This is a genomic window from Chloroflexota bacterium (genome assembly GCA_018829775.1).
GTDB lineage: Bacteria > Chloroflexota > Dehalococcoidia > Dehalococcoidales > RBG-16-60-22 > E44-bin89.
Genome location: JAHJTL010000097.1, coordinates 35,914 through 51,295, shown reverse-complemented (window position 1 = coordinate 51,295; position 15,382 = coordinate 35,914). Strand labels below are relative to the sequence as shown.

The 15,382-nt window shown below is 56.3% G+C and carries 15 protein-coding genes; 11 read left to right on the top strand and 4 right to left on the bottom strand.

The window, feature by feature from the left end:
- Positions 1 to 20: 20 nt before the first annotated feature.
- Both pyrE and KKD83_09550 read left to right on the top strand, forming a co-directional pair.
- Positions 21 to 599 (top strand): orotate phosphoribosyltransferase, encoded by a 579-nt coding sequence (gene pyrE / locus KKD83_09555; protein MBU2536390.1) that lies wholly within the window; start codon positions 21 to 23, stop codon positions 597 to 599.
- 88 nt (positions 600 to 687) lie between these two features.
- On the top strand, positions 688 to 1,143 hold the full coding sequence (locus KKD83_09550; GenBank protein ID MBU2536389.1) for a Holliday junction resolvase: 456 nt from the start codon (positions 688 to 690) through the stop codon (positions 1,141 to 1,143).
- Positions 1,144 to 1,148: 5 nt separating this feature from the next.
- On the opposite strand, the gene mutL is transcribed toward KKD83_09550, so the two are convergent.
- Both mutL and KKD83_09540 read right to left on the bottom strand, forming a co-directional pair.
- A complete protein-coding gene (gene mutL, locus KKD83_09545) occupies positions 1,149 to 2,849 on the bottom strand; it encodes a DNA mismatch repair endonuclease MutL (protein MBU2536388.1) in 1,701 nt (566 codons plus the stop codon).
- A 52-nt stretch (positions 2,850 to 2,901) separates the two neighbouring features.
- Positions 2,902 to 5,088 (bottom strand): UvrD-helicase domain-containing protein, encoded by a 2,187-nt coding sequence (locus tag KKD83_09540; GenBank protein MBU2536387.1) that lies wholly within the window; start codon positions 5,086 to 5,088, stop codon positions 2,902 to 2,904.
- Between the two features lie 140 nt (positions 5,089 to 5,228).
- Between KKD83_09540 and KKD83_09535 the strand changes: the two genes are divergently transcribed.
- The 6 genes from KKD83_09535 (at position 5,229) to ribH (ending at position 10,006) form a co-directional block, all read left to right on the top strand.
- Positions 5,229 to 5,600: a metalloregulator ArsR/SmtB family transcription factor gene (locus KKD83_09535; GenBank protein MBU2536386.1), complete on the top strand. Its 372-nt coding sequence runs from the start codon at positions 5,229 to 5,231 to the stop codon at positions 5,598 to 5,600.
- Complete coding sequence (gene arsB, locus KKD83_09530; protein ID MBU2536385.1) at positions 5,593 to 6,675, top strand: ACR3 family arsenite efflux transporter; 1,083 nt, start codon at positions 5,593 to 5,595, stop codon at positions 6,673 to 6,675. The genes KKD83_09535 and arsB overlap by 8 nt, the downstream gene beginning before the upstream one ends.
- A 91-nt stretch (positions 6,676 to 6,766) precedes the next feature.
- Positions 6,767 to 7,540 carry an SIMPL domain-containing protein gene (locus tag KKD83_09525; GenBank protein MBU2536384.1) on the top strand — a complete coding sequence of 258 codons (774 nt, stop codon included), beginning with the start codon at positions 6,767 to 6,769 and terminating at the stop codon, positions 7,538 to 7,540.
- Positions 7,541 to 7,637: 97 nt separating this feature from the next.
- A complete protein-coding gene (locus KKD83_09520; protein MBU2536383.1) occupies positions 7,638 to 8,267 on the top strand; it encodes a riboflavin synthase in 630 nt (209 codons plus the stop codon).
- 18 nt (positions 8,268 to 8,285) lie between these two features.
- Positions 8,286 to 9,518 (top strand): bifunctional 3,4-dihydroxy-2-butanone-4-phosphate synthase/GTP cyclohydrolase II, encoded by a 1,233-nt coding sequence (locus KKD83_09515; protein MBU2536382.1) that lies wholly within the window; start codon positions 8,286 to 8,288, stop codon positions 9,516 to 9,518.
- Between the two features lie 20 nt (positions 9,519 to 9,538).
- Positions 9,539 to 10,006, top strand: coding sequence for a 6,7-dimethyl-8-ribityllumazine synthase (gene ribH, locus KKD83_09510; protein ID MBU2536381.1), 468 nt, complete (start codon positions 9,539 to 9,541; stop codon positions 10,004 to 10,006).
- A 61-nt stretch (positions 10,007 to 10,067) separates the two neighbouring features.
- Here the strand turns inward: ribH and KKD83_09505 are convergent, their stop codons facing one another.
- On the bottom strand, positions 10,068 to 10,322 hold the full coding sequence (locus tag KKD83_09505) for a translation elongation factor-like protein (protein ID MBU2536380.1): 255 nt from the start codon (positions 10,320 to 10,322) through the stop codon (positions 10,068 to 10,070).
- Between the two features lie 156 nt (positions 10,323 to 10,478).
- Between KKD83_09505 and KKD83_09500 the strand changes: the two genes are divergently transcribed.
- Together KKD83_09500 and KKD83_09495 are read left to right on the top strand one after the other, a co-directional pair.
- Positions 10,479 to 10,709, top strand: coding sequence for a hypothetical protein (locus tag KKD83_09500; protein ID MBU2536379.1), 231 nt, complete (start codon positions 10,479 to 10,481; stop codon positions 10,707 to 10,709).
- A 121-nt stretch (positions 10,710 to 10,830) separates the two neighbouring features.
- Positions 10,831 to 12,207 carry a sodium:solute symporter family protein gene (locus KKD83_09495; protein ID MBU2536378.1) on the top strand — a complete coding sequence of 459 codons (1,377 nt, stop codon included), beginning with the start codon at positions 10,831 to 10,833 and terminating at the stop codon, positions 12,205 to 12,207.
- Between the two features lie 7 nt (positions 12,208 to 12,214).
- Here the strand turns inward: KKD83_09495 and KKD83_09490 are convergent, their stop codons facing one another.
- The gene (locus KKD83_09490) at positions 12,215 to 13,360 is read right to left on the bottom strand and encodes an MFS transporter (GenBank protein ID MBU2536377.1); all 1,146 of its coding nucleotides are present in this window, start codon (positions 13,358 to 13,360) and stop codon (positions 12,215 to 12,217) included.
- 228 nt (positions 13,361 to 13,588) lie between these two features.
- On the opposite strand from KKD83_09490, the gene thrS reads away from it, so the two are divergent.
- Positions 13,589 to 15,316, top strand: a complete 1,728-nt coding sequence (thrS, locus tag KKD83_09485; GenBank protein MBU2536376.1) for a threonine--tRNA ligase — start codon at positions 13,589 to 13,591, stop codon at positions 15,314 to 15,316.
- Positions 15,317 to 15,382 lie beyond the last annotated feature (66 nt).

Below are 15,382 nucleotides of genomic sequence, written 5' to 3'. Positions count from 1 at the left end.
ATACCTGCCTGGATGTATGAATGGTCGACAAAACGGAAGAGATTTTTCAGAAATCAGGGGCTCTGCTCAAAGGCCACTTCCTGCTCACCTCCGGACTTCACTCCCTTGTTTACTGGGAGAAATTCCGCGTCCTGCAATTTCCCAACTATACCGAGCAACTCTGCCGGATGATCGCCGACCACTTCCGCAGCCAGAATGTGCAGGTCGTTGCCGGGCCGACCACCGGCGGCATCATCCTCGCCTTTGAGGTCGCCCGACAGCTGGGCGTCTGCGGTATCTTCGCCGAGAAAGAAGGCGAGGAAAGGAGCTTCCGTCGAGGCTTCACGGTAAACCCCGATGAACGGGTGCTTATCGTTGATGACATCCTGACCACGGGCAGCTCCATCCGCGAGGTTATCGCTGCCGTCAAAAAATTACGTGGTAATATCATCGGCATCGGCGTGCTGGTCGACCGTTCCGAGCAGGCGCAGGACTTCGGCTTTCCCCTCTTCAGCTGCCACCGCGCCGCCACGGTTGCCTACCATCCCGAAGAGTGCCCGCTGTGCGCCGCCAAAGTTCCGCTGATAAAGCCGGGCAGCAGCCAGCAGCCGACGAGCTAACCAAGGTATATATAATACGAATAAAAGCGCCTATCACCTTCAGCATTGACAATATCCGGTATACCTATAAGATTCGGGGAGGTTTGCCATGGATGTCGTTGCCCTAGTCATTGTCATAATAACCGTCGCCGCGATTCTGGGTATCCTGCTCGTGTACTTCACCACCCGCTACCGATATGAAAATAAGTTCAGGCACTGGCAGGAAGAGGTGTGGTTGAAGTGGGAAGAGGAAAGGGAAAAGGCGGTCCGCGAGGCTGTGACACAGAGTCGGGCGGTGCTGGGGGGCAAGTTCACCGAACAGATGGCGCCCTACCTTCCCGAGTTCAAATATGACCCCACCGAAGCCCGCTTCATCGGCAGCCCGATAGATTTAATCGTTTTCCCGGGCCTTTCCCGCGGCGAGCCGGAGGAAATCGTCATCATGGAGATAAAGTCCGGTCGGAGCGCGCAGCTCACCCCTCAGGAGCGAAAAATCCGCCAGCTTATCGAGGACGGCATGGTGCGCTGGGAACTGCTGCAGAAGCCTCAGGAGGTAGAGTCATAATACTTCTATCCCCGCCCGAACTCCCGTCGCAGTTGCGCGGCATCGATATGGATTAACGTGGGTCGGCCGTGGGGGCAGGTGTGGGGCACGGCCGTCTTCTCCAGCTGCCGCACCAGCGCCCGCATTTCGTCGTCGCTCAATACCTGGTTCGCCTTCACCGCGCCGCTGTGGCAGGCGATGGAAACGGCAACCCTCTCCTCCCAGTCGCCCGCCTCCCCCGAATCCAGCAGCTCCCGCAGCGTCCCGGGCCAGTCGCCCCCGCTCAGCGCCAGCGGCACCGACCGGACCAGATAGGTGCGGTCGCCAAACGGCTCCAGCGAGAAGCCGAATTCGGCCAGAGCCTGATGTTGCCACTTCATAACGACTTCCTGCTGCGGCGTGACTTCGAAGGGCACCGGTTCGAGCAGGCCCTGCACCTCGATTTCATTCTTCGAGCGCTGTTCCTTCACCTTCTCGAAAACAATGCGCTCGTGCGCCGCATGCTGGTCGATGAGATACAGGCCGTCGGGCCCCTCGGCCACAACGTAGCTGCCCATCAGCTGCCCGAGAACTCGCAGCACCGGCAATGCGACGGTTAGCGGCTGCGGTGTTTCAAATGGGCGGCTGGCAACTCCCTGGCTGGCCACGATACGCGACCAGTCGATTTCCGCCTGTCGCGAGGGGGCGCCATAGGTCACAGCCACCTCCTCAATGCGCGGCACCGGCGTCTGGGCAATCAGCGTCTGTCGCACCGCTTTCTGGACGGCGGTAAACACCTGGTGCTCGTGCTGGAACTTCACCTCGCTCTTGGCGGGGTGGATGTTGACATCGATTTCTGACGCTGGCAGCGAAATGGCGAGCGCCGCCACCGGGTACTTCCCCTGAGGCAGTAGCCCGTGGTACGCCTCCGTCACCGACCAGGCGAGGAGTCGACTGCTCACCCAGCGTCGATTGATGAAGAAACTCAGGTAGCCACGACTGGAGCGACTTATCGACGGCGAGCCGATCATCCCGGTAACGCCGACCTGCGCCTCTCCGCTCCCCCACCCGCTCTCCGGAACTTCCAGCATATGTCGGGCGACTTCCGCGCCGTACACCTCGATGATGCTGTCGATGAGTCGACCCCTCCCCACCGTGCCCAGCGCCTTTTTCCCCTCAAGGAAAAGGGCAAAGCCGACCTTGGGGTAGGCGAGGGCGTACTGGCTGAGCACGTTAGCGATGTGGCCGTTCTCGGTGGGCACCGACTTGAGGAATTTACGTCGCGCCGGTACATTGCGGAAAAGGTCGCGCACGGTTACCGTCGTCCCCTGGGGTCGGGCCTGGCTCTTCCGAACCGACACTTTCCCCTCCTGGACGCTGATATAGGTGCCCGTTGCCTCGCCGGCGGCACTGGTCAGGATATCCACCTGCGCCACCGCGGCAACGCTGGGCAGGGCTTCCCCTCGGAAACCGAGGGTGGCAATCGACTGCAAATCCGCCAGGTCGATTATCTTGCTCGTGGCGTAGCGCTCAAACGCCAGTTCTACTTCATCCGATGGTATGCCGGCGCCGTTGTCCATGACCCGGATGAGGCTGGTGCCACCGCCTCGAACCTCAACGGCTATCTGGCTCGCCCCGGCATCGAGCGCGTTCTCCACCAGCTCCTTCACCGCCGAGGCCGGCCGCTCCACCACCTCGCCGGCAGCGATCTGGGAAATGACCTTTTTGTCCAGGATTTTTATGGACATGTTATTACTATTTTACACGATACCGTGTATACTGTCAATAGTTTTCGATTAATTATTCCGCCTTCTCCAGATTAGCAAAGCTGAGCAAAAGTTTCTTTATCCCCGCCCCATCGAAGGCCACCACCACCTCAACGTCGTCCTTCACCGGTTTATAGCTCACCACCACCCCTTTCCCGAACTGCGGGTGGTGAACATGGTCGCCGAGGCTCAGTTCGGGGAGCTCCGGTCGCGGCACCGCCATCCGGTTCCAGGAATACATGGCCGTGGCCAGCTCGCTGTCCTCGCCGCGCCATCGCTCCCCACCGGATATCAGGTGCGGCGGGATATCCTGCAGGAAGCGCGACGGCTGATTGATGTTGCTGCTGCCCATGAAGCTGCGACGGAAGGCGCGCACCAGATAGACATGCTTTTTGGCCCGCGTGATGCCGACGTAGCAGAGTCGCCTCTCCTCCTCCATCTGGTCGGGGTCGTCGAACGACCTGATATGGGGCAGGATGCCGTCCTCCATGCCCACGATGAACACCACCGGGAATTCCAGCCCCTTTGCCTGATGCAGGGTAATCAGCGTGGCGGCATCGACCCGCTCATCGAAGCTGTCGACGTCGGACACCAGCGTCACCCCTTCCAGAAAGGCGGAAAGGCCCTCAAGAGGTGGCAAATCGCGATAATCCTGGGCCACGGTGCGCAGTTCCAATATATTCTCCCAGCGGTCCTCACCGTCAGTCATATTCTGGAGGTATTCCCGGTAGCCGGAACGCTCCACGACACGGTCGAACAGGTCGACCAGGTTCATATCTCTGCTTTTGGCAATGAAATCCTCCATTAAAGCGACGAAGCCGGTCAGCGCCCGCTCGGCACGAGAATTAAAGGTCGGTCGGTGCTCTTTGGCGTCACCTTCCTTCTGCCCGACGAGCAACTGCAGGGCCCGGTACTCGGCGATGGCCCGCGCCCTTGCCCATTGAGACAGCTCGGCTACCGTCCGCTGCCCGATGCCGCGCTGGGGCACATTGATGATACGTAGAAGGCTGACGCTATCGCTTGAATTAAGAATGAGTCGCAGGTAGGCGATGACATCTTTGACCTCTCGTCGCTCGTAGAATCGTGTCCCGGCCACCAGCTTGTAGGGCACGCCGTAGCGAACAAACGCCTCCTCGAGGACGCGCGACTGGGCATTGGTGCGGTACATTATGGCACAGTCGCCCCGACTGAACTCCCCTCGCCCCACCAGCTCCTCGATTTCATTGACCACAAACTGCGCCTCCTCCTGCTCGGTATAGGTCTCCACGATCTCGGGCAGCAACCCCGTCTCGTTTTCCGTCCACAGCCCCTTGGGCTTGCGCTGCTGGTTGGCCGAGATGACGTAGCTGGCCGTCTCCAGGATCATTTTGGTGGAGCGGTAGTTCTGCTCCAGCAGGATTATCTTCGCTTCGGGGTAATCTTTTTCAAAGTTAAGTATGTTTCTAAGGTCGGCAAAGCGCCAGGCATAAATAGACTGGTCAGGGTCGCCCACGACACATAGATTGCGGTACTTCCCGGCCAGATGTTTCATCAGCTCGTACTGGACCAGGTTGGTATCCTGAAACTCGTCCACCTGAAGGTGCAGGTAGCGCGACTGGTAGCGTGAAAGCACCGAAACATTATTTCGGAAGAGGTGCACCACCTTGAACAGGAGGTCGTCGAAGTCGAGCGCGTTGCTCTCGGTGAGGAACTGCTGATAGCGCTCGTAGACGCGCTGGACGATCTCATCGAAGTAGCTGTGTCGATGTTTCAGGTACTCCTCCGGCGTCCAGAGTCGACTTTTCGCCGCGCTTATCGCCGAGAGAATCGACCGAGGGTTATACTGCTTGGGGTCGAGTTCAAGCGCCTGAAGGCTACGTTTAACCAGGGTCATCTGGTCCTCGGCGTCGTATATAACGAAGCCGGGATTGACGCCAACAGCTTTACCATCACGGCGCAGGATACGGGCGCAGATGGCGTGGAAGGTCCCGATGGTCAACTCGTCAACGGAGCTGCGCACCAGCTTCCGCAGGCGCTCCTCCATCTCCCGGGCCGCCTTGTTGGTGAAAGTGACCGCCATGATGCGGTGCGGACTGACTCCACAGACCTTGATTAGATAGGCAATACGGTGGGTGATGACCCTTGTCTTGCCGCTCCCGGGCCCGGCCAGAATCAGCACCGGCCCGCTTATCATCTCAACGGCTTCCCGCTGCGCAGGATTGAGGTCGGCAAGGATATCCATCGTCTCATTATAACATTTCACCTCGGCGCTTTTGAACGTCGGCAAGACGGCCCAATACCCATTTTCATTGACGGACATGAAATTAAATCGTAAAATATAAGCGGAAATGCGCATATAATCATATATTTTGGTTTTTTATCATGCGAGATTTCATTCAGTTAATGAAGGCCCTGTCCGATGAGACCCGCCTCAGGATTTTCCACCTGCTTCTGGAACGGGAGTGCTGTGTCTGTGAAGTGATGCAGGCACTCGATATCTCCCAGACCAGGGCCTCACGTAACCTTGGCATCCTGCAGAACGCCGGTCTGCTGAAAACACAGCGCAATGGACTGTGGGTCCTGTATTCCATAGACCGGGAGACGGCAAATCGCTACGCCACGCGTCTTGCTCAGTTACTGCAACACCACCCTATCGAGAACGAAACGCTGACCGAAGACAGGCGCAGGCTGAAACTGGCAAAACGCACCGGACCGGGCTGCACACCAGCACAGAAAGGGAAACCACATGACTAGCGGCGCATCAGCCAATGTTGCCGGCCGCCTTTCCGTAATCGACCGTTTTCTTCCCGTCTGGATTTTCCTTACCATGGCGCTCGGGGTGGGCATGGGTTACCTCTTCCCCGAAATAGCCACTATATTCGATGTCCTGCGCATCGATACCGTCTCGCTGCCCATCGCCATCGGCCTGCTCTGGATGATGTACCCCGTACTGACCAAGGTCAGGTACGAGGAGCTGTCAAAGGTCGCCCAGGCCTGGAAGATGTTCGGCGTCTCCATCATCCTGAACTGGCTCATCGGCCCAGTCATCATGTTTGGCCTTGCCTGGCTGTTCCTTCAAGATTACCCGGAGTACCGCGAGGGACTGATCATCACCGGGCTGGCGCGGTGCATCGCCATGGTGCTCATCTGGAACCTGCTGGCGGAAGGAGATAATGAATACTGCGCGGTGTTGGTCGCCCTGAATTCCATCTTCCAGATGCTCTTCTATTCCGTGCTGGCCTATTTCTACATCACCATCGCCTCATCATGGCTCAGCGGCGACGAGGCCACCATCGTCAGGGTATCCATGTGGGACATCGCCAAAAGCGTCCTCATATTCCTCGGTATCCCGCTTGTCGCCGGCATCATCACCCGCTTTTCCGTCCTACGCTACAAAGGCAGAACCTGGTTTGACCAGGTCTTTGCCCCCCGCCTCAGCCCCACAGCCATGGTCGGCCTGCTGTTTACCATCTTCGTCATGTTCTCCATACAAGGCGAATACATCGTAACCCTGCCCATGGATGTGCTGCGCATCGCCGTTCCCCTGCTGGCTTATTTTCTGCTCATGTTTGGCGTCTCATATCTCATTTCCTGGGCCTTGAGGTTCGCCTATTCACAGACAGCGACCATATCCTTTACCGCCGCCAGCAACAACTTTGAACTGGCCATCGCCGTTGCCGTGGGCACGTTCGGCATCAATTCCGGGCAGGCACTGGCCGCGGTGGTCGGCCCCCTTATTGAAGTGCCCGTGCTTATCGGTCTGGTCTACGTTTCCCTGTGGGCCAGGAAGTTCCTTTTCAACTCTGACGGAACGACGAAGGCACTGTGATTCCAGCGCACTGAATAGCGTCGCCTTGATTTTCCCCCTTTTATTCGATATACTTTTTAATAGACAAACTCAAATTACAAGGTGGTAATCAATGAGCTGGAAATCCTTGATTGTTCTTTCTCTGGTGCTCCCGAGCATTATTCTCGGTCTGGTGGGGTGTGAATCGCTCTCGCCACCATCGGTAACGCCCAAAGCCCAGTCTGCCTTGGGCGGCACAATCAACCTGCAGAACAACGGCATCTGGGTCACCGGGGAGGGAAAGGTCAGCGTTGTTCCGGATGTCGCCATCCTCAGCCTGGGTGTGGAAGTGCAGTCGAGCAGTGTTGCCGAGGCACAAAGCTACGCAGCGACTGTCATGACGGCGGTGATTGATGAGCTCGATAACTCCGGCATTGCCGAGAAGGACATCAAAACGCAGCAGTTCAGCATCTACCCGGTAAGGAGATGGTCGGAAAAGGATGGCCGAGAAGTACTGGTCGGCTATCGGGTCACCAACATGGTGACCGTCAAGGTCAGGAACGTGGAGGATACGGGAACTGTCATTGACGCGGTAGCCCGGGCTGGCGGTGACTATATCAAGGTCAACAGCATCAGCTTTACCGTGGATGACCCGTCTGTCTATTATGAAGAAGCCCGTGAACTGGCCATGGCCGATGCCAAGGCCAGGGCGGAGCAGCTGGCCGACCTGGGCAAGGTTAAGCTGGGCAGACCAACCTATATCAGCGAGAGCGGGGCTTCCATGCCGGTGGTGCGCGAGTTCTATGCTGGAGCACCAATGCCGGCACCGGCGGCAGCGCCTACCTCAATCAGTCCGGGGGAAACCGAAATCAGGTTATCCGTACAGGTAGCCTACAGTATTGACTAGCCTGCTAACACCCCCCTGAACCAAATCTGGCTGTTGCATTTCCGATAGTAAAAATGTTAAAATGGCGATAATTCAAATTTTATGTTAAGGAAAAGCCATGTTCACCGGCATAATAGAAGAGGTAGGCAAGGTCTTATCGGCTTCGATGACAAAGCTGGTCATTTCTGCGCCGCAGGTCATTGACGGAATGAAGCCGGGCGACAGCATCGCCATAAACGGCGCCTGCCTGACGGTCACCGATTTCGACCGCGCTTCGTTCTCCGTTGACGTCATGCCGGAGACCTTGAAGCGTACCAACCTCGGGTTGATTAAAGCCGGAGACAGTGTTAACTTGGAGCGACCGATGGTGCTGGGTGGTCGGCTTGGCGGGCATATGGTTCAGGGGCACATAGATGATGTTGGCCACATTGTCTCACTGGAATGGGAAGGAGACGCGCTCCTTTTCCGGTTCGAAGCCCCGCCCGAGGTCATGCGCTACACCGCGCCAAAGGGGTTTATCGCGGTTGACGGCATCAGCCTGACCATAACGGAGAAGAACATTAGCTCTTTTGGAGTCTCCGTGGTTGAGTATACGCGCCGGAATACCACTCTGGGCAGCAGAAAAGTGGGCGATGTGGTTAACCTTGAAGTGGATATCATCGCCAAGTACACGGCGCAGTTCACCCAGCCGCAGGCCAGCGGATTGACTGCGGAATTTCTGATTGAGCACGGCTTCACCATCGGATAACGAGTCAATGGAGCGGAGATGAGTACCGGTTTGGCCACGATTCCGGAAGCAATTGAGGACATCAGAGCGGGCAAGTGCCTCATTATCGTCGATGATGAGGACCGGGAGAACGAGGGCGACCTCGCCATGGCGGCGGAGATGGTGACCGCCGATGCCATCAACTTCATGGCCAGGCATGGTCGGGGGCTTATCTGCCTGCCCATCACTGGGAATCGCCTTGATGAACTGCAAATCCCCATAATGGTGGAGCAAAATACCTCCAAATTCACCACCGCGTTTACCGTATCCATTGAAGCCAAGCACAGGGTGAGCACCGGCATTTCGGCGACCGACCGCGCGGAGACGATTAAAGCTGTGCTTGACCCCGCCACGCAGCCCGAGGACATTGTCCGCCCGGGGCATATGTTCCCGTTGCGTGCCCGAGATGGTGGCGTCCTGGTACGCGCCGGGCACACGGAAGCCATCGTTGACCTGGCCAGACTGTCTGGCCTCTACCCCGCCGGAGTTATCTGCGAGATATTGAATGAAGATGGCACCATGGCCCGATTGCCCCAGCTCAAACTAATGGCCAAACGTTTTGATATTAAAATCGTGAGCGTGGCCGACCTCATTGCCTACCGTTTCCGTCATGAAAGGCTGGTACACCGTGTGGCCGAAGCCAAGCTGCCCACGCCGTACGGCAACTTCACCGCCATCGCCTACCGGAGTAATATCGACCCCGATGAACACATCGCCCTGGTGATGGGGGACGTGGCCACCGATGAACCGGTGCTGGTCAGAGTGCACAGCCAGTGCCTTACCGGCGAGGTATTCGGCAGCCTGCGCTGCGACTGTGGAGAACAGATAAATATAGCGATGAAAAGCATCGCCGAGGAAGGCCGCGGTGTCCTTCTCTATATGAGGCAGGAAGGACGGGGCATCGGCATCCACAACAAAATCCGCGCCTACGCCCTTCAGGACAAGGGAATGGATACCGTAGAGGCCAATCTATCGCTCGGTTTTGCCCCGGACCTGCGGGATTACGGTGTTGGTGCTCAGATTCTGGCCGAGCTGGGACTGCACAATATCCGCCTGCTCACCAACAACCCCAAGAAAGTAATCGGGCTGGAGAGCTACGGGCTCAAGGTGCTGGAGACCGTGCCGATTATCACCGTACCGAACCCGTTTAACACGCACTATCTGGAAACGAAAGAGAGAAAGCTGGGACATACTCTGAAACTGACCAAGACAAATCCCGAAAGCCGTGATTAATCCCTGTAAAGGAGAAAACTATGGGTAAAAGTTATGAAGGCTCACTGCTGGGCAAAGGGCTCAAGTTCGGCCTCATTGTTTCCCGCTTCAACGAGTTCTTTACCCGAAGACTGCTGGACGGAGCGCAGGACGCTTTGCTCCGCCACGGCGTCAACGAGGCCGACATCGAAGTCGCCTGGACGCCGGGTTCATTTGAAATCCCGCTCATTGCCCAGAAAATGGCCCAGTCCAAAAAGTACGACGCCGTTATCTGTCTGGCAGCGGTCATCCGCGGCGGTACACCTCACTGGGAATACATTGCTTCGGAAGCCACCAAGGGTATAGCCCGCGTCAGCCTTGAGACCGGGGTGCCGGTCATCAACAGCATCCTCACCACGGAGACGCTCGAGCAAGCCATAGAACGCGCCGGTTCAAAAGCGGGCAACAAAGGATTTGACGCTGCAGTCAGCGCCATTGAGACGGCGAACCTGCTTAAATCCATGGGCTAGTTTCACCAGCAGGCATGCCAATGTTGATTCGCCGGTATCGGTCAGTAACCAGCGAAATCAATCAGGTGGTGACTTTATAGACCTGGTCACCGCCTCGTACCCGTTCTGTCACCTTCACTCCGACGGAATCGCCACGTTTGGCTTCAGTGACGTCTACATTGTTGATCTGCATTGAGTTCACTGTCATTTCGAGGTCGGTAGTGTGCCCCTTGATGTGTATCTGGTCACCCACCTTTAGCGTGCCGGTGAGCTCAATGCCGGCGACCACCGGATGAGCAAAGAAATCGCTTACCTGTCCGACTTCCTCCTCAGGCATCTGACTCCCTCCTTACCTAACGTTCGACGTTCACACCTTTTGGTTTTGAAATTATACATCCATCGCCTTTATAAATCAATATGGGGGAATGCGGTTTTGACATATTATCCTCTGGTACGTATAATTAGTTAATCAAACGCATTGGGAGGCCTTGATTTGGCGCAGGACAGGAAATCCGCTTCGGTGGCTGAAGATACCAAAGCAGATATCGAGCGCATGAACAAGCGCCTGGATATGCTGGACCAGCGCCTGGACAACATCGACTCCATGGTTACTGCCGTTGCCGAACGGGTAATGCAGCAGCCGATAACGCTCAATATTACCTGCTCCAAATGCGGGCAATCCATTGAAATTGCGCTCCTCGGCCTGGAAAAGCCGAGGAAATAACGATATTTTAAAGCGGTTGAGGTCTCTTCCTTCTTATTACCAACCCTTTTTACTCCAGCAAGCCAGTTTTACATTATAGCGAGCGATAAGTCCTTATGAGAACGAAAGGCGCAAGCCACTTATGACCGGCCTGGTAATCATCTCCCTTTATTTCCTGGTGATGCTCGCCATTGGTGTGGCGAGCCGTCGGAAGGCCAGAGAGGTCGATGATTTTTTTGTTGCCGGCAGAAAAAATTCTTCCCCGTTCATCGTTGGCTCGCTGCTGGCTACCATCATCGGTGGCTCAGCCACCATCGGCATGGCGGGGCTGGGTTTTAAACAGGGATTGACCGGGGCATGGTGGTTGCTGGTGGGCAGTATCGGCCTGGTGTTCCTGGGGCTCTTTTTTGCCCGGAAAGTCAGGAAGCTGGCGCTTTATACCCTTCCCGAACTGGTGGAAAAGCAATATGACCGACGGATGGCGCTGGCTGCCTCCATTCTCATTGTCGTTGCCTGGATAGGGATTATTGCCGCCCAGATTATCGCCGCCGGGAAAATAATGGGCATCCTGGTTACCGGCAGCCCGGCTATGTGGATGGTAATTTTCACCGTTATCTTCGTCGCCTATACGGTACTGGGCGGGCAACATGCCGTCATCCGCACCGATTTATTACAGGCTGTGATTATTTTCGTCGGCATCTTTGTTGGCCTGGCCCTGCTCCTGACCAGGCTGGGAGGATGGGAAGGACTGCAAAGCTCACTGCCCGCCGAGCGGTTTGCCTTTCCGTTGAGCACGCAGTTTGACGGTGCTGCTCTGATAACCCTCCTGCTGCTCGTTGGCCTGACCTATGTGGTCGGGCCAGACATGTATTCCCGCATCTTCTGTGCCCGGGATGACGGGGTAGCAAAGACGGCCACACTGTGGACCGCGGCTCTTATCATCCCCCTGGCCTTCGCCATTACCGTCATCGGCATGGGCGCCGCTGCGCTGTTCCCAGATATTGCGCCCGAGCAGGCATTTCCCACGGTAATCAGCGAATTGTTTTCGCCGCTCCTGAGCGGTATAGTCCTGGCTGCCTTACTCTGCGCCGTGATGTCCTCGGCGGATACCACCTTATTAAGCGCCAGCACCATATTGAGCATAGACATAATCGGGCGATTCCGACCGGCAACGAGTCAGAAAAACATTCTGCCGCGTTCCAGGTTGGCAATAGTATTGCTGGGTATATGTGCACTAGTCGTGGCATTAATGCTCAAGGGGGTTATCAGCGCCCTTCTCTTTGCCTACACGATATATACGTCGGGTGTGATTTTACCCGTGCTCGCTGGTTTTTTCAGGAACCGTCTGAAGGTTACTCCTGCCGGAGCACTGGCGGCGCTTATCGGTGGTGGTACAGTGGGCCTCATCAGCAAACTATTCGCCGTCAAGTATCTGGATTTGGGAGCGTTGCTGATAAGCGGTGTGCTCCTTTTCCTGGTCAGTTATGTCAACCGCCGATTCCGGTCAACGGCACGGTGATTCCTCTCTACCTTGACCGTGTAAACCACACGAATAAACCGGCGCCCACCAGGGCCAGACCGGCGTTGAAATAGAACGCGGCGTTGATATTTATAAGGTCAACAATAGCGCCGCTCAGAATTGGCCCCACCGCCATGCCTATGCTCATCGCCATCGTGATGGCAGCAATGGCTGAGCCCATGCCGTATTTTCTCCCCTCCTCCACCGTCATCGCCATGGCCGCCGGCGTGGCGACGGCACTGCCGATACTGCCCAGAGTACACAGTACCAGCAGCGTCGAGAAGCTGGATGACATTGGCACCAAAAACAGATAGGCGAAAGTCACGATAGACCCGATAACCACCAGTGCCCGCCGATTAAAGATGTCGGCTACTCTCCCTCCCAGAACTCCGAGTGCTGACATCAGGAGGACGTGAACCGCTATCAGGATACCGATAAGGTTCGCCGGCAGGCCGAGGCTCATGGCGGCAAACAGCGGTAAAAAGGTGAAAAAAGAAGACCTGCCCAGCGCGATTGCCAGGCGGAAGCTGAAAAGACCGACCATGGTGCTGCTATGGCGCATATCCAGGAAAGACAGTGTTGGAGCTGCTGCCAGCTTTCTTAAATCGCTGCGGGGCAGCAGAATGGCCGCGATGAAAAAGGCGAGCAAGTTAAGCACACCCATGGCAATGAAGGCGAGGTCCATCCCCCACTGGGTGGCGAGTACCCCACCCATGAGCGGCCCGAAACCGAAACCGCTGAAAAAAGCGGCATTTGAGTACCCCATCCATTTCCCTTCCTCGCCTTCGGGAGAAAGGTCACCAATATATGCCTGCGCAATGGGTATAATCATGGCACCAGCCACGCCGTGCACCAGGCGTATCAAGACCAGCTGGTAGATATCGGTGGCCAGGACAAATATGAAGGAAATCAGAGCGTAGGTGAAAAGGCCAATGCAGAGAAACAGCTTCCGACCTTTGCGGTCGGAGAGCCGAGCAAAGACCGGTGTGAACAGGGTGCGGGAGATAGAAAAGGCGGCGAAGATAAACCCCAGCCAGAGGCCGGTTGCCCCCATGCTTTCGGCATAAAGCGGTAGAAGCGGGACGACAATGCCGGCGCCCAGCATGGAAGAAAATAAGGCCAGGGCTAGAATGGGGAATACTCGTTTTATCATGTGGATACTCGGCATTATAGCGGTTTGCCACATCGGGAGGCAAATTGGCACTTATTTATCAAGAGCGTTTGCACTCGTAGAAAGTCGCTGGTATAATAGGGCTGATGGACAGCTAGGGATGGGCCAAGCCTCTCGTCCCAAAGATGGGTGAGAGGTTTTCATTATAAAGGACAGGTTCTAAAAGTGGTTTCGACGGCAGACCAGGAAAGAGAACAGAATCTGGAGACCATGCGGCACTCCGCTTCCCACGTTATGGCGGAAGCGGTCCAGTCCATGTTCCCTGATGCCAAGTTCGGCATCGGTCCGGCCATTGAGGACGGTTTTTATTACGACTTTGATTTACCGCGCCCCCTCGGTCCGGATGACCTGCCGGTTATCGAGAACAAGATGAAAAAAATCATCGCTTCCGACACACCATTTATCCGGAAGGAAGTAAATAGAGAAGAGGCAAAGCAGATTCTCGCCTCACAGCCCTACAAATTGGAACTGATTGAAGAGCTGCCCGATGAGAAGGTGAGCCTCTACCAGCAGGGCTCGTTCCTGGATATGTGTCGCGGCCCTCACGTGAAATCAAGCGGAGAAATCAAGGCTTTCAGACTGCTCAACGTCGCCGGGGCATACTGGCGAGGCGATGAGCACCGCCCGATGCTACAGCGGATATACGGCGTTGCCTTTGACACCGAGGAGGCATTAGAGGAACATCTGAAACGACTGGAAGAAGCCGCCAAGAGAGACCATCGCAAGCTGGGCAAAGAGCTCGATATGTTCAGCATTCAGGATGAATATGGCCCCGGCCTTGTCCTCTGGCACCCCAAGGGAGCCGTCATCCGCCGTGTCATTGAAGACTTCTGGAAGGATGAACATGCCAAACGTGGCTATGACCTCGTCTATACACCGCACATCGCCCGCATCGACCTGTGGCGGACCAGCGGACATCTTGAATTCTATAAAGATTACCTGTACAGCCCGATGGACGTCGAGGGGCAGGAGTACATCCTCAAGCCGATGAACTGCCTGGGGCACATCGCCATTTACAAGACCAGGCTGCGCAGCTACCGTGACCTTCCCCTGCGCTATGCGGAACTCGGTACCGTGTACCGTTACGAGCGTTCCGGCGTGCTCCACGGACTGTCCCGCGTCAGAGGTTTCACTCAAGACGACGCCCATATTTTCTGTCGACCCGACCAATTGGAGGACGAGGTCGTTGGCGTCCTTGACCTCGCCCTCTTCATGATTGACACCTTCGATTTCCAGAACTATCAACTCCTTCTCTCCACCAGGCCCGAGAAATACGCCGGCACGGTGGAAACCTGGGATGAGGCCACCGAAACCCTGCGCAAGGCGCTCGAGCGGTCGGGTCGCGACTATAAAGTTGACCCGGGAGAAGGTGTCTTCTACGGCCCGAAAATCGACATTAAATTTGAAAGCGCGCTGGGGAAGGCATGGCAGGGCCCGACCATTCAGGTCGACTTCAATCTACCCCCGCGATTTGATGTCACCTTCATTGGTGAGGATGGCAAGAAGCACCCGGTGGTCATGGTGCACCGCACCGTGCTCGGCAGCATGGAGCGCTTTCTGGCCACCCTGCTGGAACATTATGGGGGCGCTTTCCCGGTCTGGCTGGCGCCGGTTCAGGTACGGGTAATCCCCGTGGCCGACCGTCACCTCGATTATGCCTACCAGATTGAGACTGACTTCAAAAATGAGGGCATTCGCGCCGAGGTTGATGCCCGGGCGGAACGAATCAATCCCAAAATTCGGCAGGCACAGCTGGAAAAAATCCCCTACATGCTGGTGGTGGGTGACAGGGAGGTGGAGACCAAAACTGTATCCATTCGCCTGCGCAGCGGCGAGCAGAGCGCTGCCCAGTCCCTGGAGCATTTTAAGGAGACCGTTAAATCGGCCATTGCCAGCCGGGCGATAGACATTGAGAGCGGTGGTGGTAAGTCAAATTGACGGGTTAAGATGGTTCAATACTTCTCTGAATTTGATTATTGACTTATAATATGATATAGTTCTTCA

Coding starts and splice junctions, on each gene's coding strand:
- ribH (MBU2536381.1), top strand. CDS start 9,539: ATGGGTAAAAGTTATGAAGGCTCACTGCTGGGCAAAGGGCTCAAGTTC.
- KKD83_09505 (MBU2536380.1), bottom strand. CDS start 10,322: ATGCCTGAGGAGGAAGTCGGACAGGTAAGCGATTTCTTTGCTCATCCG.
- KKD83_09540 (MBU2536387.1), bottom strand. CDS start 5,088: ATGGATATCCTTGCCGACCTCAATCCTGCGCAGCGGGAAGCCGTTGAG.
- KKD83_09525 (MBU2536384.1), top strand. CDS start 6,767: ATGAGCTGGAAATCCTTGATTGTTCTTTCTCTGGTGCTCCCGAGCATT.
- pyrE (MBU2536390.1), top strand. CDS start 21: ATGGTCGACAAAACGGAAGAGATTTTTCAGAAATCAGGGGCTCTGCTC.
- KKD83_09495 (MBU2536378.1), top strand. CDS start 10,831: ATGACCGGCCTGGTAATCATCTCCCTTTATTTCCTGGTGATGCTCGCC.
- KKD83_09550 (MBU2536389.1), top strand. CDS start 688: ATGGATGTCGTTGCCCTAGTCATTGTCATAATAACCGTCGCCGCGATT.
- KKD83_09490 (MBU2536377.1), bottom strand. CDS start 13,360: ATGATAAAACGAGTATTCCCCATTCTAGCCCTGGCCTTATTTTCTTCC.
- KKD83_09520 (MBU2536383.1), top strand. CDS start 7,638: ATGTTCACCGGCATAATAGAAGAGGTAGGCAAGGTCTTATCGGCTTCG.
- KKD83_09535 (MBU2536386.1), top strand. CDS start 5,229: ATGCGAGATTTCATTCAGTTAATGAAGGCCCTGTCCGATGAGACCCGC.
- KKD83_09515 (MBU2536382.1), top strand. CDS start 8,286: ATGAGTACCGGTTTGGCCACGATTCCGGAAGCAATTGAGGACATCAGA.
- mutL (MBU2536388.1), bottom strand. CDS start 2,849: ATGTCCATAAAAATCCTGGACAAAAAGGTCATTTCCCAGATCGCTGCC.
- thrS (MBU2536376.1), top strand. CDS start 13,589: ATGCGGCACTCCGCTTCCCACGTTATGGCGGAAGCGGTCCAGTCCATG.
- arsB (MBU2536385.1), top strand. CDS start 5,593: ATGACTAGCGGCGCATCAGCCAATGTTGCCGGCCGCCTTTCCGTAATC.